Origin of the sequence: Desulfofundulus thermocisternus DSM 10259 (assembly GCF_000686645.1) — a bacterium.
Taxonomy (GTDB): Bacteria; Bacillota; Desulfotomaculia; order Desulfotomaculales; family Desulfovirgulaceae; genus Desulfofundulus; species Desulfofundulus australicus.
In genome coordinates this window covers 350,699-370,542 of the sequence record NZ_JMLG01000002.1, presented here as the reverse complement: position 1 = coordinate 370,542, position 19,844 = coordinate 350,699, and the positions used below count along the sequence as shown (strand labels likewise).

The window sequence follows — 19,844 nt, the reverse complement described above, 5'->3', positions numbered from 1 at the left end:
TTACGACCCGAAGGCCTTCTTCGCTCACGCGGCGTCGCTCCGTCAGGCTTTCGCCCATTGCGGAAGATTCCCCACTGCTGCCTCCCGTAGGAGTCTGGGCCGTGTCTCAGTCCCAGTGTGGCCGGTCACCCTCTCAGGCCGGCTACCCATCGTCGCCATGGTAGGCCGTTACCCCACCATCTAGCTAATGGGACGCGGACCCATCCATTAGCGGGTTTCCCCTTTCCTCCTCACCCCATGCGGGGTAAGGAGCGTATCCGGTATTAGCGCCAGTTTCCCAGCGTTATCCCGGTCTAATGGGCAGGTTATCCACGCGTTACTCACCCGTCCGCCGCTGGCAACGGAAGTCGGCCGTCGGAAATCGGATGTCAGATCTTTTGTCGCAACTGGCCTGTGGCCAATTGCTTCTTATCTGACTTCTGACCTCCGATGACCGACCTCCGTTACCCGCTCGACTTGCATGTGTTAGGCACGCCGCCAGCGTTCGTCCTGAGCCAGGATCAAACTCTCCATCTAATCCTTTGCCCCAGAATCACTCCCGCACACGCTCTTCCTCACCAGATGTTCAGCCCTCTCAGCTGCACACCCGGCTTCCTCCCTGTTCAGTTTTCAAGGACCACTTTCCCCTCGCTGTCGCGCAAGCGTTATTGTATCATGATTTTTTTACTGCTGTCAACTTGTAACTTTTACCTTTTTTACTTCCTGCCGGTTACCCTTGAGGGTAACCGGTCAGGCACTGCATGCTTTCAGTCGCCAAGTGCAGGATTTAATATACCACAGGGATACGACGCTGTCAATAAGAAAAGTTATGTTTTTATTAAGTTTATGTTAAAAGAGATTAATCTTATTCTTCCGCGCTGACCAGTGCGGCATCCACCAGCCTGTCTCCCGGTCCGAGGCGCATGAGCATTACCCCCTGCGCAGCCCGTCCCATGGAGGAAATTTCGCTGGCTTTTAACCTGATGATGATCCCCTCGGCACTGATGACCATTATTTCTTCTTCAGGCTTAACCACCAGCATGGCCGATACAGGGCCATTGCGTTCGGTTACCCGGGCACTGATAATTCCCTTACCACCACGCGCCTGCAGGCGGTACTCGGATACAGGCGTACGTTTTCCGTAACCGTTATCTGTAACCACCAGCACATCTCCATCCGGCCGAACAATATCCATGGCCACGACCATGTCTCCCGGTTGCAGGCTAATTCCTTTCACCCCCCGGGCCGTACGCCCGTAGGGAAGCACTTCTTTTTCTGAAAAGCGAATGGCCAGTCCCTGGCGCGTGCCCAGGATAATCTCCTCCGTACCGGTGGTAAGCTTCACGTCCACCAGCTCGTCCCGCTCATCGAGCTTGATGGCAATTATGCCATCCCTGCGGGATGTGTCAAATTGCTCCAGTTCTGTCTTCTTTACCACCCCGGCACGCGTGGCCATAAAGAGATAGAGACCCTTGCTGAATTCCCGCACTGGTATTACTGCTGTAATACGCTCCTGCTGTCCTATATAAAGCAGGTTAACCAGAGCCGTCCCCTTGGACTGCCTGCTCGCTTCGGGAATTTCGTGCACCTTCAGGCGGTATACTTTCCCCTGGTTAGAAAAGAACAGAAAGTAGTGATGGGTGCTGGTGATGAATAGATGCCGCACAAAATCCTCTTCTTTGGTGCCCATGGCAGTAACGCCCCGGCCGCCGCGCCTCTGGCTCCTGTATGCGTCCAGGGGCATGCGTTTAATGTAGCCCTGGTTGGTAATGGTGATGACCACTTCCTCGTCCGGAATCAGGTCCTCAACTTCCAGAGAAGAATCTTCATCGCTGATTACCGTGCGGCGCGGGTCGGCAAATTTCTGCCGCATTTCTAAAAGCTCGTCTTTAATCACCTGCAGGACTTTTCGCTCATCGGCCAGGATGCCCCGCAGGTAGGCGATCTTCTCCAGGAGTTCTTTGTATTCTTCCTCCAGTTTATCCCGCTCCAGGCCGGTCAGCCTTTGCAGGCGCATATCCAGAATGGCCTGCGCCTGTTTTTCCGAGAGGGAAAACTTTTCCATAAGGGCATTTTTTGCTATTTCCACCGTCCTGGATGACCGGATAGTGTTGATGACCTCATCTATATGGTCCAGGGCCACGCGCAGGCCCTCTACAATATGTGCCCGCGCTTCAGCCTTTTCCAGATCGAAGCGGGTACGCCGGATAACCACCTCTTTCTGGTGGTCCAGGTAGTGATGCAGCATTTGCCGCAGATTTAATACCTGGGGCTGGCCATTGACCAGGGCCAGCATGATGACCCCGAATGTCTCCTGCATCTGGGTATGTTTGTACAGCTGGTTAAGGACCACCCGGGGTTTGGCGTCACGCCGCAACTCTATAACAATACGCATTCCCTGCCGGTCCGATTCATCCCGCAGGTCGGTAATTCCCTCGATTTTCTTTTCCCGGACCAGTTCGGCAATCTTCTCAATAAGCCGGGCCTTGTTGACCATAAACGGTATTTCATGGACAACAATGGCGTTTTTCCCACCGCTAATTTTTTCTATGCTGGCCTGGGCCCGGACCTTAATGGTACCCCGGCCCGTCTGGTAGGCTTCCCGGATACCCTGGCGGCCCATTATTTTTCCGCCGGTGGGGAAATCAGGGCCTTTGATAACCTGCATCAATTCAGGAATGGTGACTTCCGGGTTATCGATTAACTTGATCACGCCGTCGATTATTTCGCCCAAATTGTGAGGTGGGATATTGGTGGCCATACCCACTGCGATACCCGAGGAGCCGTTCACGAGCAGGTTGGGAATCCGGGCCGGTAACACCGCCGGTTCTTCGGTACTGCCGTCATAATTGGGTATGAAGTCAACTGTATTCTTATCGATATCTGCCAGCATGGCCATGGTTATACGGGCCATGCGGGCTTCCGTATAGCGCATGGCTGCCGGTGCATCACCATCAACGGAGCCAAAATTGCCGTGCCCGTCAACCAGGGGGTAGCGGCTGGCAAAATCCTGGGCCATGCGCACCAGGGCGTCATAGATAGCCATATCACCGTGGGGATGGAATTTGGACATCACCTCACCCACAATGTGGGCACTTTTGCGGTGCGGCCGGTCAGGTGTAAGGCCAAGCTGGTGCATGGCGTAGAGAATACGCCGGTGTACCGGTTTCAACCCATCCCGCACATCGGGTAAAGCCCGGCCCACGATTACGCTCATCGCGTAATCCAGGTAGGAATGTTTCATTTCTTCGTTAATATCAATGGGTATTACCTTGCCTATATTTACGGACAACAAAGGTCACCTCAAAACATTATTTTGCTTATACGTCCAGGTTACGCACAGCCCTGGCGTTTTGCTGGATAAATTCCCGGCGGGGTTCCACCCGGTCGCCCATGAGCATGGAGAAAATGGCGTCAGCTTCAATGGCATCTTCAATATTTACTTGCAAGATGGTCCGCTTCTCAGGATTCATGGTGGTTTCCCACAGCTGCTGCGGGTTCATTTCACCAAGGCCCTTGTAACGCTGGATGGTTACCCCGTCCCGGCCTATTTCCTTGAGTATTTCCTCCAGCTCCGCATCACTATAAGCATAGCGATCGACCTTGCCCTTACGAATGCGGTACAGGGGTGGTTGAGCAATATAAACATAACCGGCCTCAATAAGGGGGCGCATATAACGGTAAAAGAAAGTTAAAAGCAGGGTGCGGATGTGGGCCCCGTCCACATCGGCGTCGCTCATGAGCAGGATCCTGTGGTACCTGGCCTTGCTCAGATCGAAATCTTCCCCGATGCCCGTGCCCAGCGCTGTAATCAGGGCCCGGATCTCCTCATTATTAAGGATCTTGTCCAGGCGCGCCTTTTCTACGTTTAAAATTTTCCCGCGCAGGGGCAGGATGGCCTGGAAACGGCGGTCCCGGCCCTGCTTGGCCGAGCCCCCGGCCGAGTCCCCTTCTACCAGGTAGAGTTCGGTCCTGCTGGGGTCCCGGTCGGAACAATCGGCCAGCTTCCCGGGCAGGGAAGCGCTTTCCAGGGCGCTCTTGCGCCTGGTCAATTCCCGCGCCTTGCGGGCGGCTTCCCGGGCCCTGGCGGCGGTAATGGCCTTTTCCAGTATCCTGCGGGCGATACCCGGATTTTCCTCCAGGAAGGTGGCCAGCCCCTCGGATACCACTCCATCCACAACGCCCCGGACCTCGCTGTTTCCCAGCTTGGTTTTGGTCTGACCCTCAAATTGGGGTTCCGGCACCTTCACACTGATTACCGCCGTCAGGCCCTCCCGGATGTCCTCCCCCGATAGGGCAGTGGTACCATTTTTCAGGAGATTATATTTTTTCCCGTAGTCATTAACCACCCGGGTCAGGGCGCTTTTGAAGCCGGCCTCATGGGTTCCCCCATCCACGGTGTGAATATTATTAACATAGGAAAACAGGCTTTCCACGTAGCCCTCGGTGTACTGCAGGGCTGCTTCTACCTGTATTCCGTCCCGCTCGCCAAAAAGGTAAATGGGCTTGTTGTGCAGAACCTCTTTATTCTTGTTCAGGTAGCGTACGAAGTCCCTGATACCGCCTTCGTGCTGGTAGACTGTTTTCTGCCCTGTTCTTTCATCCTGGAAGATGATTTTTATACCCCGGTTTAAAAAAGACAGCTCCCGGAGGCGCTGGCTTAAAGTTTCCTGGTTAAATACCAGCTCTTCAAAAATTTCCGCGTCCGGCTTGAAGGAAACCTTGGTACCCGTCGTGGTGGATGTCCCGATAACTTTCAGCGGGGTAACGGCCTTTCCCCTTTCGTAGCGCTGGTGATAGACATGGCCGTCCCGGCGAATTTCTACCTCCAGCCACTCGGAAAGGGCATTCACCACCGATACCCCTACGCCGTGGAGCCCGCCGGAAACCTTATATACGTTACCACCAAATTTCCCCCCCGCGTGAAGCATGGTGAGTACCGTTTCCACCGCCGGGAGGCCTGTCTTGGGGTGTATTTCTACGGGTATACCCCGCCCGTTGTCAATCACCGTTACGCTGTTATCCCGGTGTACGATGACTTCTATCCGGTCGCAAAAGCCGGCCATGGCCTCGTCTATGCTGTTGTCAACCACCTCGTAAACCAGGTGGTGCAGGCCCCGGGGGCCGGTGCTGCCAATATACATTCCCGGGCGGCGGCGAACAGCTTCCAGTCCTTCAAGAACCTGTATTTCCTCTGCGCCATAGCGGTTGTTCATTTCCTGTTCCAGCATGGCCGGGAACCTCCATTCTTTAATGACATAACATAACACTATATTACAATTATAACCTTTAAATGGAAACTCCTAAGCTAATCCCCATCAAAAACAAGCATCCCCGCTCTTTTCTTTAAAGTCGAACAGGAAATTGGCGAGACATATATACGGTTACTGGTAAGGACAATTGATTTTTCCTTGCCCTTATCGGCAATCACCTGTACTATTTTTTCGCTCCGGGCCAGTTCCATGAACTCCCTGTTCACAGGGGAATTTTCCACCCGGACATTCAGGATGGCCACGATATCCCTTTTGGGAATAACCACATCGTTACCGAGATGTAGAAACAATAAATTTAACCTCCTTTGTAAAGCTTGTGCTCCCTGACAGTTACTGCTGGTCCGGGGAGATCATTCTTGTCCTCTGTACTGGTGGTTATAAAGACCTGCGTTTTTCCTCGCATGTATTCGACCAGCTTTAATCTCCGTTTCTGATCTAGTTCGGAAAAAACGTCATCCAGGAGAACAATGGGATAGTCTCCCGCCAGTTGCCTGCTCAGTTCCAGTTGGGCCAGCTTTAGTGCCAGGACCAGTGTTCGCTGCTGCCCCTGTGAGCCGAAGCGCCTGGCATCCTGTCCGTTGATGGAAACGAATAAGTCGTCCCGGTGCGGCCCGATCAGCGTTTGTCCCCTGACCAGTTCTGAGGTGTAACATCTGGATAAACCCTCCAGAAAGCGCTGGTAGATTTCCTTTTCCCCGGTGGTTCTTTCCAGCTGGACGGTAGAAAGGTACACAAGACCAGCTTTTTCGTCACTTCCCCCAATCTGACTGTATATGCTCCTTACGGCGGTGGAAAGCCCGGCCAGCAGGCGGCAGCGCCAGGCGATAATTCTGGCGCCTATGGCAGCCAGTTGCTGGTTCCAGGGTTCCAGCTCCTCCTGTTTCAGTTGCTCAGTTTTTATTTTTTGCAGCAATTTATTTCTATTTAGTAAAACCCTTTGATAGCGATGCCACCAGAAGGGGTAACCGGGCTCCAGCGGTCCTATCTCCAGGTCCAGCCATCGCCGGCGTAAAACAGGGCTTCCTTTGATCATTAACAGGTGATCGGGTGTAAAAATCAAAGGCAGCATAAAGGGGCTTTTTTCATCCGGTTGTCCCCCGGATTTAACCTGTTTCTTGCCCGTGGCGGTCAGAAGGATAATTTTATTTTCTTCCTGCTGGTTTGATTCAAATTTTACTTCCACCCGACAGTAATTGCTGCCCCAGCGAATCAGGTCTTTATCACGGTGCGTTCGAAATGAGCGCCCGGTAAAGCCAAAAAAAATAGCCTCCAGGAGGTTGGTTTTACCCTGGGCGTTACCTCCTGCGATTATATTGATCCGGGGGTGGGGCTGCCAGAACAGCCGGTCGTACCCCCGGAAGTTTTCAAGACTGATATGCACTATGCGCACTTACTTCCTCCCGGAACTGGACGGCCCTCAATCCTTCGGCGGTTTGGCCGGCAGCAGCAGGGACAGGTAGCTATCGTCCCCTGCCGGCCTGAGCACTGCTGCACTCAAGGGGCCGGTTAATTCCAAGCACAGTTCATCACTGTTCAGGGCCCGCAGGCTTTCACTCATGTACCGGGCGTTGAACCATATCTCCAGAGGTTCGCCTTCCACCAGCCCGCTAATTTCTTCCCGGATCCAGCCTGCCTGGGTTTGTACGGAAACCACGCAGCTGTTTTCCTGTAGCGTAAATTTTACCACCGGGTATCCATCACGCGCCAGCAGGGATGCTCTTTCCGTAGCATCCATTATTTCCCTGGTAGTCACTCTGGTACGGGTGACAAATTCCCTTGGTATTACCTGTTCGTAGGGGGGGTATTGTCCGGCTATCAGACGTGAAGCTATTTTTAAATCTGCGGTGGAAAAAAATGCATGATTTTCCTCCAGAATTATGGATATTTTTTCTTCGGTATTACCCGTTAACCTGGCCACTTCGCCCAGGGTTTTCCCGGGTATAATTGCCCTTACCGGCTGTTCAATTTCTTCTTCCAGCTGGTAATTTTTCATGGCCAGGCGATAGGTATCGGTGGCCACCAGTCTGAACTGTTTTCCGTCTACCTGCATGAGGACTCCGGTAAACACGGGTCGTGTTTCATCGTTGGACACGGCGAAGAGTACCTGGCGTAACATCTCCTTTAACTCGTCCTGTGGTACCTGGATGCCGGTTCCCCTGTTTATCGATGGGAGGCGCGGGTATTGCTCGGGTTCATAGCCGTGGATGCTGACCTGTGATGTTCCATAAGTTATGATGACGCTTGTGCTGCCCGGTATGCTGTTAAATTGAATGGGTATATCGGGTAGACTGCGCACCAGGTCGGAAATGTATCGGATCGGGAGAACTATGGCTCCTTCCGTTTCAGTTTCCACTTCTATGTTACACTGTATGGTTAGCTCGGTGTCCGAACCTGTTAGGTAGAGCCTGTTTCCGGTGACTTCAAAGAGAATGCCCGTTAATACCGGTAAGGGTGAGCGTGGGGAAACAGCCTTTTGAACGGCATTTATCGCGTGCATCAGCGCCGGTTTGCCCGCATTGAACTTCATGGTTTTCACTCCGTTGTTTTGATTATGATCCAGATCATTATATTTCATTACTTTAATAGTCGTACATTATAGTAGTGCTCTTTTTTTTGTGGATAACTTGTTTATCCCGTGAGGGCTTGTCATTTTCGTCCTGGGGAAAGGTTTTACCCTTCCTGTGGATAAGTTACCTGCTTTCTTCTTTTATTTTTTGTTTTATTTCGTTGATGGTTTGTTCCAGCAGGGCGTCGCTGGCCAGCTGATTGCTTATTTTTTCACATGCATGAAGCACTGTTGTGTGGTCTCTTCCTCCGAAGGCATCGCCTATTTGTGGCAGGGAGAGATCTGTCAGTTCCCGGACCAGGTACATGGCGATCTGCCGTGGGAAAGCAATATTGCGACTGCGCTTTTTGGATTTGAACTCTTCGGGTTTTAAACCGTAGTAAGCGGCCACTTTTTCCTGGATGAGCTGGGCCGTAATCTGTCTTTGTTGTTTACCGGGCAGTATATCTTTGAGTATGTCCCGCGCCAGCTGGGTGGTTATTGGCTGTTTGTTCAGCGATGCATAGGCAACCACCCGGATAAGGGCTCCTTCCAGTTCCCGGATGTTGGAGGTTATTTGTTCGGCAATATATTCCAGCGTTTCATCGGGTACCGAGACGTTGTCCAGCTGGGCTTTTTTTCTTAAGATAGCTATCCTTGTTTCCAGATCGGGAGGCTGGATATCTGTGATCAGGCCCCATTCAAAACGGGATCGCAGGCGATCTTCCAGGGTTGGAATCTCCTTGGGCGGTCTGTCGCTGGAGATAACTATTTGCTTGTTGGCCTCGTATAAGGTATTGAAGGTATGGAAAAATTCTTCCTGGGTGCGTTCTTTTCCGGCGACAAATTGAATATCGTCTATTAAAAGTACGTCCATTCCCCGGTATTTATCTCTAAATTCTGCCGTTCGTTTATTTGCTATGGCGTTAATTAATTCGTTGGTAAATTTTTCAGAGGTAACGTAGACTATCCGGTTTAATTTGCCCCGCTTCAGGATGTAATGGCTGATGGCATGCATCAGGTGCGTCTTTCCCAGCCCTACTCCCCCATAGATAAAAAGGGGGTTATATGTTTCCGCGGGTGACTCTGCTACGGCCAGGCAGGCTGCATGAGCAAACCGGTTGCTGTTGCCCACCACAAAGGTTTCAAAAGTGTAACGGGGATTTAACGAGCATGTTTCCACAGCTGACGGCGCGGTCTTGCGTATCCTGTTTAATAATTTCTCGTTGACTTCTTCTGCTGGTAGGAACTGTATTTCGATTTCGTCGTTGGTGATTTCCTGGAGGTAGTTTTTAATAAGTGAAGCGTATCTTGTCGCCAGCCAGTCTCTGTAGAAATGGTTGGGAACCTGGATAAAAAAAGTGCTCCGGTGAAACCCCAGGGGGAGTACCGATTCCTGCCAGATTTCGTAAGTTTCTGTATCCAGCCGGGGCTGGATATGGGCCAGCAGTTCATCCCAGATCGCGGTCACATGCGTTTTATTCATTGGTGGTAACCCCCTGCTGACAGATGTTTGTTAAACTTAAAAAAGCCACCGCAAGCGATTTAACGGGGCCTGTAGGTTTGTACAGCATTAAGTATCGACAAATTTATGCACATCTTTATTCTGGCCTGTGGATATCTTTTTCTCCTGGTGCCAGCGATTCAATGATATCAAATTTGCCAGGCCTTATCAACCGATAAAATGTCTTCCTGTGGATAGTTGAGCAGGCTGTGGACAATTATTTTCGGCCGGGTGTTTTTTCTTGACTTGAGAAGGGTATATCTTATATAATAACTTGTGATGTGTCTGGTTTTTCCAGCCGGCCGGTGGTGAGGAGGTGTAAGATTTTGAAGCGCACGTTTCAGCCCAAAAAAAGGAAACGGAAAAAAGTTCATGGTTTTTTAAAGCGTATGTCCACCAGGGCAGGCCGTAACGTTATAAAAAGGAGAAGGCTGAAAGGAAGAAAAAGACTTACTGCATAAGGCCGCTTGCTTCAACAAGTTGGCCTTTTCGTACATTTGGCCGATTGATTTTAAGCAGGATTGATTTGGAGCATGGAGATTTTGAAAAAGAAAAGGGACTTTCAACGGGTGTACCGGCGGGGTCAATCCGTGGCCAGTAACGCCCTGGTTTTATATTTGTACCGTAACCGGGGACAGGGCCGCCGATTTGGTTTTTCCGTCAGTAAAAAAACGGGTAAGGCTGTAGTCCGCAATCGTGTACGCCGGTTGCTGCGTGAAATTTGCCGCCTGAATGAAAGCTGGTTTCCGGAAAATTATGACGTGGTTATTATTGCCCGCAAAGAGGCGGTGGGGAAGAATTATCACGATCTGGCCGGCCAGGTCCATCATCTTATCGGTCGTGCTACCCGTAAGCTTGTGCCGAAGGGTTGAGGTGAGGATGCGCTCACTGGTTATTGCCTGTTTTCGCTTTTACCAGCGATTTATTTCACCTTTAAAACCACCCACCTGTCGTTTTTACCCTACCTGTTCCGAGTATGCCGTACAGGCCGTGGCTAAATACGGTGTTGTCCGTGGTTTACTTCTGGCATGCTGGCGTCTACTGCGCTGTCATCCCTTTTGCCGGGGTGGCTATGATCCGGTTTAATGGCAAGGAGGAGATGGTTTGTTTCAAGCTCTGGTTGATGGCATGACTTCCCTTTTAAACTGGTTATATCACCTTACCGAGATGGCCCATATTGCCAATTACGGCCTGGCCATCATCCTGCTGACTGTTCTTATCAAGATTATCCTTTATCCTTTGACGGTCAAGCAGATGCGTTCCATGGTTGTTATGCAACAGCTGGCGCCGAAGATTAAAGAGATACAGGAGCGCTACCGGAATAAGGACCCGCAGAAAATGCAGCAAAAAATTATGGAGCTGTACCGGGAGCACAACGTTAATCCCATGGCCGGTTGTCTTCCTTTATTGATTCAGATGCCCATTTTAATTGCCCTTTATCGTGCTTTACTGCATTTTAATTATGCCGATCCCGCCCATGCCCGGTTTCTCTGGATTAATAACCTCAGCCAGGTGGGGGACCCTTATTACATTCTCCCTCTTCTTGCCGGATTGACCACTTATGTTCAGTCGCGCATGACCACCAATATGTCCGACCCCACCCAGCGGACCATGCTCATCATTATGCCCGTTTTCATTGCCTGGATCAGCGCAACGGTTCCTGCCGGTCTGGCATTGTACTGGGTAATTTTTAATGCCATGGGAATTATTCAGCAGTTTTTTGTTAACAGGCATACCCAAGGGTTGAAGGAGGCGCTAAACACTGGTGGTGGAGGAAATCGAGAAAACCGCTAAAACTGTTGATGAGGCGGTTTCCCTGGCGCTGGCCCAGTTGGGAATTTCCCGGGAGGAAGCAGAAATTGAAGTATTGGAGGAACCGTCCAGGGGGTTTTTAGGTATTCTGGGCACCCGGCCGGCCCGGGTTAGGGTACGGGTTAAGGATACACCATCGCGCCGGGCTAAGGAATTGCTTGATCGCCTGCTGGAGGCCATGAATCTTCCTGTGGAAATGTCTATTGAAGAAAAACAAAATAGTTTGTACATTGCAATAGCAGGAAAAGATGTGGGCATACTGATCGGTAGAAGGGGCGAAACCCTTGATGCCCTGCAGTATCTTGTCAACCTTTATGTGAACAAGAATCAGACCCAGCGTTACAGGGTTATTCTGGATGTGGAAGGATACCGGCGCCGGCGGGAGGAAACTCTGCAGCGCCTGGCTTTGAAGCTGGCGGAGAAAGCCAAGCAACGGGGAAGGAATGTGGTTCTGGAGCCCATGTCGTCCCATGAACGCAGGATTATTCATACGGCACTCCAGGGAAGAGATGATATCTATACTTACAGTGAAGGTGAAGAACCATATCGTAAAATCATCATCTCTCCCAGAAAATAGCTTGTGTTACGATTTTCAACCCAGCCGGTGCAAACCGGGCTGGGTTTTTTCAAATGGTGGTGTTGTCAGTGCTGGATGATACGATTGCTGCCATTGCTACTCCATTGGGCGAGGGTGCCATAGGTATTGTCAGGGTATCCGGCCCTGAGGCCATTGCTATCGCGGAAAAAATTTTTGTCAGCCGGACTGGTGTTGATTGGCGCCGGCAGGGGAGTCATCGTTTATTCTATGGCCTGGTGGTGGATCCGGATACCGGCCAGCCAGTGGATGAGGTGTTGCTGGGTGTTATGTATGCGCCCCGTACTTTTACCCGTGAGGATGTGGTGGAGTTTAATTGTCACGGTGGTATAGTTCCCCTGCGCCGTACTCTGGAGCTTGTCCTGCAGCACGGTGCAAGGCTGGCTGAACCCGGTGAGTTTACCCGGCGGGCCTTTTTAAACGGCCGCCTGGATCTTGCCCAGGCCGAATCCATTCTGGATATTATTCGCGCCAAGACGGATGCCGGGCTGGCAGTAGCCATGTCTTTGCTTTCCGGAGAGTTATCTTCCAGGGTCAGGCGTTTTCAAGATCAATTGCTGGGAATTCTGGCCCAGGTGGAGGCCGATATTGATTTTCCCGAAGAGGATATTGAGGTGGCCAGCCGGGAGGATTTGAAGAATTCTGTTCTTGACCTTATGGGCGATCTGGAGGAACTTATTCATCAGGCCCGTTTTGGTAAGGTGTTCCGTGAAGGTTTGCGCACGGTCATCGTTGGTCGTCCCAATGTTGGTAAATCCTCGTTGCTAAATGCTCTCTTGCGGGAGAAAAGGGCCATCGTTACTGAGATTCCCGGTACCACCAGGGATATCATCGAAGAAGTGGTAAATATAAGGGGTATACCCGTTCGATTGGCCGACACGGCTGGAATGCGTGATACCGATGATATAGTAGAAAGAATTGGCGTGGAACGTTCAAGGGAGCTGGTGAAGGCGGCCGACCTGGTACTGGTGGTTCTGGATGCCAGTACCGGTTTAACTTCTGAAGATCGCGCTGTGCTGGAATTGGTAGAGGGGCAGAAAGGAATTGTTCTCATTAATAAGAGTGATATTGGTGATGGCGAGGGGCTGGCACGCCAGGTTGCAGATCTTTACCCGGACAAGCCGGTGGAAGTTATTTCAGTTAAAACTGGATACGGCCTGTCTAAAGTGGAAGAGGCCATTGAGCGGTTGGTGCTCGGTGGCCAGGCTACGGCATCTCAAATGCCCCTGGTCAGTCATGTTCGTCATAAGCAGGCGCTGGTGCGCTGTTATGAGCATTTGCAGGAGGTTTTGCGCGCTTTATCGGCCGGTGAAAATATTGATCTGGTGGCTATAGATTTAAGGGCGGCCTGGGAAGCACTGGGTGAAATTACCGGTGATACGGTTGCCGAAGATATTGTTGACCGTATTTTTCAAGACTTTTGTATTGGAAAGTGAGGTTTTGTTCCCTTGGAGTACCTGGCTGGAAAATATGACGTTATCGTGGTCGGCGCCGGTCATGCCGGTTGCGAGGCGGCTTTAGCTGCCGCTCGCCTTGGTTGCCGTACCCTGGTTCTGACTTTGAACCTGGATAATGTGGCCCTGATGCCCTGCAATCCTGCTGTGGGCGGTCCGGCCAAGGCCCAGCTGGTTCGTGAGGTAGATGCACTGGGTGGGGAGATTGGCCTGAATACGGATCGTACCGCCATTCAGATGCGTTTGCTGAATACTGCCAAGGGTCCTGCTGTCCGTGCCCTGCGGGCGCAGGCCGATAAAAGGCGATACCAGTGGAGCATGAGGAAGGTGCTGGAAAGCCAGGAGCGCCTGGATTTAAAGCAGGTTCTCGTGGAGCGCCTGCTGGTACAGGGAGATCGTGTTCAAGGAGTTGTTGGCAGCACCGGCGCCAAGTTTCTGGCTCCGGTGGTTGTTCTTACTACCGGTACATATTTAAATGGCCGTATTATTATCGGTGACCTGGCTTATACCGGTGGTCCCAATGGTCAATTTGCTGCGGTGGGACTGTCAGCTTCGCTAAGGGAGCTGGGTCTGGAGCTGGGTCGTTTTAAAACCGGTACTCCTGCCCGTGTGGACAGGCGATCTATTGATTTCAGCAAGTTGTCCGTGCAGCCAGGGGATGAGCGCCTGTTGAATTTTTCTTATATATCCCCGGTAACCCGGCGGGAGCAGGTTCCGTGCTGGTTAACCTACACCACTCCTGAAACTCACCGGATCATCCGGGATAACCTGCATCGTTCACCTCTCTTCAGCGGTTTCATAAAGGGAACGGGACCCCGATATTGTCCTTCCATTGAAGATAAGGTGGTGCGTTTTGCTCATCGCGAGAGTCACCAGGTTTTTATTGAGCCTGAAGGTCTGGATACGGTGGAAATGTATGTACAGGGTATGAGCACAAGCCTCCCCGAGGATGTACAGCTGGCCATGCTGCGCACATTGCCTGGCCTGGAAAAGGTTGAAATTATACGTCCCGGTTATGCCATTGAATATGATTATCTTGTTCCCACGCAGTTGAAACCTTCTTTGGAGTGCAAGACCATCAGCGGCTTGTTCAGCGCCGGTCAAATTAATGGTACTTCAGGTTATGAAGAAGCTGCTGCCCAGGGTATAATTGCGGGTATAAATGCTGCCCGTTTTATTCAGGGTAAGGACCCCCTCATTTTATCCCGTTCAGAAGCCTATATTGGTGTGCTTATTGATGATCTGGTTACCAAAGGCACCAATGAACCTTACCGCATGCTTACTTCCCGTGCTGAGTACCGGTTGCTCTTGCGCCAGGATAATGCTGATCTGCGTCTTACGGAAAAGGGTTATGAAGTTGGCCTGGTTACCCCGGAAAGGTACCGTATTTTTGAAAAGAGGAGACGTTTAATCAAGGAAGGCATTGAATTATTACAGCGTACGGTTGTACCGGTTGATGAAAAGTTACATAAGGTGTTGGAATCGGCGCAAAGTTCGCCAGTACAACAGCCCACTTCCCTGGCCGCTTTACTGCGCCGTCCGGAAATTACTTTTCAACATATAAAGGAAATTTTCCCCGGTGCTTCCGGTTGGCCCGCTGATGTGGAGGAAGAAGTGGAAGTAGAAATTAAATATGAAGGTTATATTAAGAAGCAACTGGCGCAGGTGGAGCGATTTATCAAGCTGGAAAATCGCCGTATTCCCGATGATCTGGATTATGGTTCCATAAAGGGTTTATCAATGGAAGCCAGGCAGAAGCTGGAACAAATTCGTCCGCGCTCTATTGGCCAGGCCAGCCGTATATCCGGCGTTAGCCCGGCAGATATCGCCCTGCTTCTGGTTTACCTTGAAGGTCGCCGCCGGTCGTTAGATAAAAATTAACATTTCCTGGGAGGGTATTTATTGTCCGGTATTAATTTTTCTGATTTTAAATCTTTATTTTTGAGAGCGCTGGTGGATTTAGGTTTAAATTTGCCCGATGATGCCTTTGTTTCTTTTTATCGTTATTATCATCTTCTGCTGCAGTGGAATAAAAGGATTAATTTAACCTCCCTGGTGCAGGTGCAGGACGTGGTAATAAAGCATTTTATCGATTCATTATCCTGTTTTCTGTTTTTTTCTCCTCCTTCCGGTTCCCGTTTTATTGATATTGGTACCGGTGCCGGCTTTCCCGGCTTGCCGCTGAAACTGGCCCGCATGGATTTACAGTGTACGTTGCTGGAATCGGTTGCGAAAAAGGTGTCTTTTTTACAGCACGTGGCTTCTTTCCTGGGTCTGGTTGGTGTGCAGGTGGTTTGTGGTCGGGCCGAGGAAGTAGCTCATCAAGAACATTACCGTGAGTTTTATGATCTTGCTGTGGCCAGGGCCGTTGCCCCGCTGGCTGTTTTACTGGAATATGCCCTTCCTTTCCTTAAAACCGGCGGGTTTTTTATTGCTTTTAAAGGTCCTCAGGTCGAACAGGAGCTTGCTTCCTGTGATAGGGCTTTAAATATACTGGGTGGTCGTTTTGTAACCAGATATTGCCTTAAATTACCAGTAACTGGTGATGAAAGGCAACTTATCTTATTTGAAAAATATAGAGAAACCCCTGTTCAATTTCCGCGCCGCCCGGGCATTCCCCGCCGCCGTCCCTTATAATTTTATTTTTCTTGAATAAAAATATTTTTTTTCGGGAACTTTAATTCTGGAGGTGATGGTTTTATGCCTGATATCAAGTGTTCGGTTTCAGAATGCAAGTTTAACAGCGAGATGTCCTGTGGTGCTCCGATGATTCAGGTGGATCGTAATGGAGTGAGCAAGGCCAGCCAGTCCTTGCAGACCAAGTGTGAAACCTTTAAGCCGAGAAGTTAAAGTAAATGATCCTTTGGAAAATGGCCGCTGCCCTGCCAGCGGTCATTTTCTTTGCAGGAACACTTGCTCCCTTTGTTGAATATTTGCCCACATGAGCCATTTAAAGGAGTGATTGCCATTGGGAAAGACCATTGCCATTGCCAATCAAAAAGGGGGTGTTGGTAAAACCACTACTGCTGTTAATCTAGCGGCATGGCTTTCCCTGATGGGAAATCAGGTGTTGCTGGTGGATGTTGATCCCCAGGGGAATGCAACCAGCGGTCTGGGTGTTAATAAGGAGGATCTTGAATTCTGTATATATGACGTTATTATCGGGGGTAAGGATCTTTCAGCGGTGATTGTGGATTCTTCTGTGCCCGGTTTAAAGGTGGTTCCCGCCACTATTGAGCTGGCCGGTGCTGAAATAGAGCTGGTATCTGTGGCTGATCGTGAGCGTATTCTTCGCCGGGCGCTGGAACCTTTTCGGGATCAGTTTGATTATATTTTTCTGGATTGTCCTCCTTCCCTGGGTTTGCTTACCCTTAATGCTTTAACGGCTGCCGATTCTGTTTTGATCCCCATCCAGTGTGAATATTATGCCCTTGAGGGTGTTGGTCAATTGATGAACACTATTCATTTAGTTCAAAAACGTTTGAATCCCCACCTGGTTCTGGAGGGTATTCTTTTAACCATGTTTGACGGTAGAACCAATTTGAGCATACAGGTGGTGGAAGAAGTTAAAAAATATTTTCCCGGCCAGGTTTATAAAACCATTATCCCCCGTAATGTTCGTTTAAGCGAGGCGCCCAGCCACGGGCAGCCAATTATGTTTTATGATCGCCGTTCCCGGGGTGCGGAGGTTTATCATGAGCTGGCTAAGGAAGTGATGGGTATTGAGTAAGAAGCGCGGACTTGGAAAGGGTCTGGGTGCTTTAATTCCTGTGGACAGTAATGATGTGAATGGCTCTTTGCAGGAAATCCGGGTAGAAGATGTTCAACCCAATCCTCGCCAGCCCCGGCAGGCTCTGGATCAGGATAAGATTCAGGAGCTGGCCCTCTCTATTAAGGAGCATGGTGTTGTTCAGCCCATTGTTGTGCGCCCTGTTGCCGGTGGCAGATATGAAATTATTGCAGGTGAGCGCAGGTGGCGGGCCTGTCGTATATTGGGTCTCAAGTATATCCCGGCGATTATTAAGGATTATGGCGATCTGGAGGCCTCTGCCGTTTCCCTTATTGAGAACGTGCAGCGGGAAGATTTGAACCCGCTGGAAGAAGCATCTGCATACCGACGGTTGATTGATGAGTTCGGTCTTTCCCAGGAGGAAATTGCCAGACTGGTGGCCAAGAGCCGGCCTTTTATTACCAATACCTTGCGTTTACTGTCTTTGCCGCCAGAGGTTCAGGATATGCTCAGTTCCGGCGTAATTACTGCCGGTCATGCCCGGGCTATTCTTTCCCTGGATGATGCAGCCAAGCAAATCGCTGCTGCCCGGGAGGTAGTTGCCCATGGTTTAAATGTCCGGGAAACGGAAGAACTTGTTCGTCGTTTTATAAATGAGAGCAGTGATGATGGCGCTTCAGTGAAAGAAAAAAGTTCCCCATCTGCCAGTGATGATGGCGAACTGGTTTCCCTGGAAGATATGCTCGGCGATGTTCTGGGTACTAAAGTGCGTATTCGTGCCAGGCGCGGTGGTCGCGGTGTTATTGAAATTACCTTTGATAACCGTGAACAGCTTGATGAACTGGTCAATCTGCTTCTAAAATAAGCTGCCGGATAAAAGGTAAGATGTTTCACGTGTTACATGACGGTGAAACAACAAAGGGAGGAAAAAATGGATTCCTTTAAACTGGGATTCCTGCTCGGCTTGCTGGTGGGAGAAGGCCACTTTGGTGGCGACGGGAAGCAGCCGCATATCACCCTGCGCATGCATGCACGCCACAAGCAACTTTTTGAGTGGCTAACCAGGAATGTGCCCGGATCACGCCTTTACGGGCCATATAACCACGGGGGGAGGAACTATTACCAGTGGATGCTCAGGGGAGAAGGACTTAAGAAAATGATCCCCCTTTTAGATAACCTGCCCCTGGCGGAAATATCACCGGTTACCTATGAAAGGTACCAAAAGATGAAAGAAAATTATGGCCTGGATAAGGGAGATAAATGAGCTGAAAAATTTACCGGACTGACTTACAGTGATTTGAAATATACTACTGAAGTAAAAGGATACCGGAAGGCGGTGATCTACCAGTGGTTTTTGCCGACCGGGCTGATGCTGGAAGACAACTGGCCGGAAAGCTGGCCGGTGCCTGCAAGAAAAAGGGGATAATCCTGGCCATACCCCGGGGAGGGGTTGTGGTGGGAGCAGAAATATCCCGGCAGCTGGATTTACCCCTTGATCTGGTTATACCGAGAAAAATTGGAACGCCCCATAACCCGGAAGTAGCCATTGGGGCCTTAACCCAGGACGGGACGACAGTTTTTAACCGTCAACTGCTGGCTGTACTGGGGTTAAAAGAAAAAGATGTGGCCGGTCTGGTGGAGGAACAGAGAAAGGAAATTGAAAGGCGCCTGTTGCTGTACCGCGGGGATAAGGAATACCCGGATTACAGCGGTAGATGCATAATAGTAGTGGACGACGGTATAGCCACAGGTTACACGGTAATCGCCGCCCTGCGCTGGATCCGCCGGAAATTCAAGCCGGAAAAGCTAATCCTGGCTGTTCCGGTGGCACCGGCAGATATCCTGGACAGGCTGGAAAAAGAAGTTGATCAACTGGTGGTTCTGATGGCACCGGAAGATTTTTATGCCGTGGGCCAGTTTTATCAGGACTTCCGGCAGGTGACTGACCGGGAAGTAATACAATTGCTGAAAGAAAGAAGGGCTGTGAGTTAAGAAGGCACCTTCAGGTCATACTAACAGTGACAGGAGGTGCGATAAGATGAATAAAAAGGTAGCGGTAGAGGAAAGCTTGACCGGACTGAAAGAACTGCTGGAAGAAGAGGGCTATACCGTGGTTAGCCCCGGCAGCCAGGAGGAAGTTCTGGCCATGGTGGTCACCGGCCTGGATAACAACACCATGAACATGCAGGATATAAATACCAGGGCACCGGTAATAGAAATGGCCGGGAAAACACCGGAACAGGTGCTGGCGCGGATAAAAGAGCTGGCATAAACAGTGAAACCCGGGTTTATATTTCCCGGGTTTCATTTTTGGTGCACAGGGCCACAGTGTAAAGGAGGCCCTGGGCGATAACATCAGCCATGCGCATGACCAGATTTAACCGGGTATTCTGCAGAACCAGGTACTCCATAAAACCGCCTACATTAACAATCCCGGTAATATGGATTTCGCCAACGGGAGGCAGCTTTTTATTAACGCCAGCCCCGGGACGCAGGGCACCGTCGCCAATGGTTACAAAGCCGACACTATCAACACTTCCAAGGGACGCATCCACCGCTATAACCAGGGGATTCCTGTGGCTACGGTAAATTTCCTCAATTACACCCTGCAGGTTGCTGGCGTGCACCGGATTTTCCAGGGTACCATAAACGGTAAACAGATCCTGCTGGCTGGAAGCCAGCCTAGAACCCACCAGTGGACCCAGGCAATCACCCGTGGAACGGTCGGTACCAATACAGAGGAGAATTAATGGCTGCCCGGATAAACCACCACAGCGCTCCAGACGGGCAAAGAGATCGTAGCCGAACTTTTTAGCCGCCGCTGGATCATCTATATGAACCCTGGTTTTACCGCCAGGCAGGAAATTGGTCAATTCTTGAGCTTTATCAATCATCGCGTATTCCCCCTGATTTACCAATAACTAGTATATTTATTTCCACCGGATGACCCGA

21 protein-coding genes and 1 rRNA gene are annotated in these 19,844 nt (G+C 50.6%); 14 read left to right on the top strand and 8 right to left on the bottom strand.

Annotated features, from left to right (window positions below; genetic code table 11):
* The 7 genes from BR83_RS0103950 to dnaA form a co-directional block, all read right to left on the bottom strand.
* Nucleotides 1-516, bottom strand: a 16S ribosomal RNA gene (locus BR83_RS0103950); the annotation flags it as partial.
* A 328-nt stretch (nucleotides 517-844) separates the two neighbouring features.
* Entirely contained in the window at nucleotides 845-3,271 is a 2,427-nt protein-coding gene (gene gyrA / locus BR83_RS0103945) for a DNA gyrase subunit A (RefSeq protein ID WP_027355974.1), read from the bottom strand.
* Nucleotides 3,272-3,299: 28 nt separating this feature from the next.
* A complete protein-coding gene (gyrB, locus tag BR83_RS0103940) occupies nucleotides 3,300-5,210 on the bottom strand; it encodes a DNA topoisomerase (ATP-hydrolyzing) subunit B (protein WP_027355973.1) in 1,911 nt (636 codons plus the stop codon).
* Nucleotides 5,211-5,287: 77 nt separating this feature from the next.
* Nucleotides 5,288-5,542: an extracellular matrix regulator RemB gene (gene remB, locus BR83_RS0103935; protein WP_027355972.1), complete on the bottom strand. Its 255-nt coding sequence runs from the start codon at nucleotides 5,540-5,542 to the stop codon at nucleotides 5,288-5,290.
* A gap of 5 nt (nucleotides 5,543-5,547) precedes the next feature.
* Nucleotides 5,548-6,642 carry a DNA replication/repair protein RecF gene (gene recF / locus BR83_RS15025; RefSeq protein ID WP_051617849.1) on the bottom strand — a complete coding sequence of 365 codons (1,095 nt, stop codon included), beginning with the start codon at nucleotides 6,640-6,642 and terminating at the stop codon, nucleotides 5,548-5,550.
* A gap of 27 nt (nucleotides 6,643-6,669) precedes the next feature.
* On the bottom strand, nucleotides 6,670-7,779 hold the full coding sequence (gene dnaN / locus BR83_RS0103925; RefSeq protein WP_027355971.1) for a DNA polymerase III subunit beta: 1,110 nt from the start codon (nucleotides 7,777-7,779) through the stop codon (nucleotides 6,670-6,672).
* 163 nt (nucleotides 7,780-7,942) lie between these two features.
* Complete coding sequence (gene dnaA, locus BR83_RS0103920) at nucleotides 7,943-9,283, bottom strand: chromosomal replication initiator protein DnaA (protein WP_027355970.1); 1,341 nt, start codon at nucleotides 9,281-9,283, stop codon at nucleotides 7,943-7,945.
* A gap of 344 nt (nucleotides 9,284-9,627) precedes the next feature.
* Between dnaA and rpmH the strand changes: the two genes are divergently transcribed.
* The 14 genes from rpmH to BR83_RS0103860 all read left to right on the top strand — a co-directional run bounded on the left by rpmH (nucleotide 9,628) and on the right by BR83_RS0103860 (nucleotide 19,164).
* A complete protein-coding gene (rpmH, locus tag BR83_RS0103915) occupies nucleotides 9,628-9,762 on the top strand; it encodes a 50S ribosomal protein L34 (protein WP_027355969.1) in 135 nt (44 codons plus the stop codon).
* A 72-nt stretch (nucleotides 9,763-9,834) separates the two neighbouring features.
* Nucleotides 9,835-10,173, top strand: a complete 339-nt coding sequence (rnpA, locus tag BR83_RS0103910) for a ribonuclease P protein component (protein WP_027355968.1) — start codon at nucleotides 9,835-9,837, stop codon at nucleotides 10,171-10,173.
* Between the two features lie 7 nt (nucleotides 10,174-10,180).
* Nucleotides 10,181-10,387, top strand: a complete 207-nt coding sequence (gene yidD / locus BR83_RS16610) for a membrane protein insertion efficiency factor YidD (RefSeq protein ID WP_084327056.1) — start codon at nucleotides 10,181-10,183, stop codon at nucleotides 10,385-10,387.
* Nucleotides 10,388-10,405: 18 nt separating this feature from the next.
* On the top strand, nucleotides 10,406-11,095 hold the full coding sequence (locus tag BR83_RS0103905) for a YidC/Oxa1 family membrane protein insertase (protein ID WP_027355967.1): 690 nt from the start codon (nucleotides 10,406-10,408) through the stop codon (nucleotides 11,093-11,095).
* A complete protein-coding gene (gene jag, locus BR83_RS0103900; protein WP_027355966.1) occupies nucleotides 11,070-11,690 on the top strand; it encodes an RNA-binding cell elongation regulator Jag/EloR in 621 nt (206 codons plus the stop codon). Before BR83_RS0103905 ends, jag begins: the two co-directional genes overlap by 26 nt.
* A 68-nt stretch (nucleotides 11,691-11,758) precedes the next feature.
* Complete coding sequence (gene mnmE, locus BR83_RS0103895; RefSeq protein ID WP_027355965.1) at nucleotides 11,759-13,144, top strand: tRNA uridine-5-carboxymethylaminomethyl(34) synthesis GTPase MnmE; 1,386 nt, start codon at nucleotides 11,759-11,761, stop codon at nucleotides 13,142-13,144.
* A gap of 12 nt (nucleotides 13,145-13,156) precedes the next feature.
* Nucleotides 13,157-15,043 (top strand): tRNA uridine-5-carboxymethylaminomethyl(34) synthesis enzyme MnmG, encoded by a 1,887-nt coding sequence (gene mnmG / locus BR83_RS0103890; RefSeq protein WP_027355964.1) that lies wholly within the window; start codon nucleotides 13,157-13,159, stop codon nucleotides 15,041-15,043.
* A gap of 21 nt (nucleotides 15,044-15,064) precedes the next feature.
* Complete coding sequence (gene rsmG, locus BR83_RS0103885) at nucleotides 15,065-15,799, top strand: 16S rRNA (guanine(527)-N(7))-methyltransferase RsmG (RefSeq protein ID WP_051617847.1); 735 nt, start codon at nucleotides 15,065-15,067, stop codon at nucleotides 15,797-15,799.
* A gap of 63 nt (nucleotides 15,800-15,862) precedes the next feature.
* Nucleotides 15,863-16,012 carry a DUF1540 domain-containing protein gene (locus BR83_RS16605; protein ID WP_073166581.1) on the top strand — a complete coding sequence of 50 codons (150 nt, stop codon included), beginning with the start codon at nucleotides 15,863-15,865 and terminating at the stop codon, nucleotides 16,010-16,012.
* 118 nt (nucleotides 16,013-16,130) lie between these two features.
* Complete coding sequence (locus BR83_RS0103880) at nucleotides 16,131-16,892, top strand: ParA family protein (RefSeq protein ID WP_027355962.1); 762 nt, start codon at nucleotides 16,131-16,133, stop codon at nucleotides 16,890-16,892.
* Complete coding sequence (locus tag BR83_RS0103875) at nucleotides 16,885-17,757, top strand: ParB/RepB/Spo0J family partition protein (RefSeq protein WP_027355961.1); 873 nt, start codon at nucleotides 16,885-16,887, stop codon at nucleotides 17,755-17,757. The genes BR83_RS0103880 and BR83_RS0103875 overlap by 8 nt, the downstream gene beginning before the upstream one ends.
* A 66-nt stretch (nucleotides 17,758-17,823) precedes the next feature.
* Nucleotides 17,824-18,156, top strand: a complete 333-nt coding sequence (locus BR83_RS0103870) for a hypothetical protein (RefSeq protein ID WP_027355960.1) — start codon at nucleotides 17,824-17,826, stop codon at nucleotides 18,154-18,156.
* An 83-nt stretch (nucleotides 18,157-18,239) separates the two neighbouring features.
* Entirely contained in the window at nucleotides 18,240-18,884 is a 645-nt protein-coding gene (locus BR83_RS0103865) for a phosphoribosyltransferase (protein ID WP_027355959.1), read from the top strand.
* A 46-nt stretch (nucleotides 18,885-18,930) separates the two neighbouring features.
* Complete coding sequence (locus tag BR83_RS0103860; protein ID WP_027355958.1) at nucleotides 18,931-19,164, top strand: YkuS family protein; 234 nt, start codon at nucleotides 18,931-18,933, stop codon at nucleotides 19,162-19,164.
* A gap of 16 nt (nucleotides 19,165-19,180) precedes the next feature.
* On the opposite strand, the gene yyaC is transcribed toward BR83_RS0103860, so the two are convergent.
* Nucleotides 19,181-19,786 (bottom strand): spore protease YyaC, encoded by a 606-nt coding sequence (yyaC, locus tag BR83_RS0103855; protein ID WP_034634360.1) that lies wholly within the window; start codon nucleotides 19,784-19,786, stop codon nucleotides 19,181-19,183.
* Nucleotides 19,787-19,844: the final 58 nt, after the last annotated feature.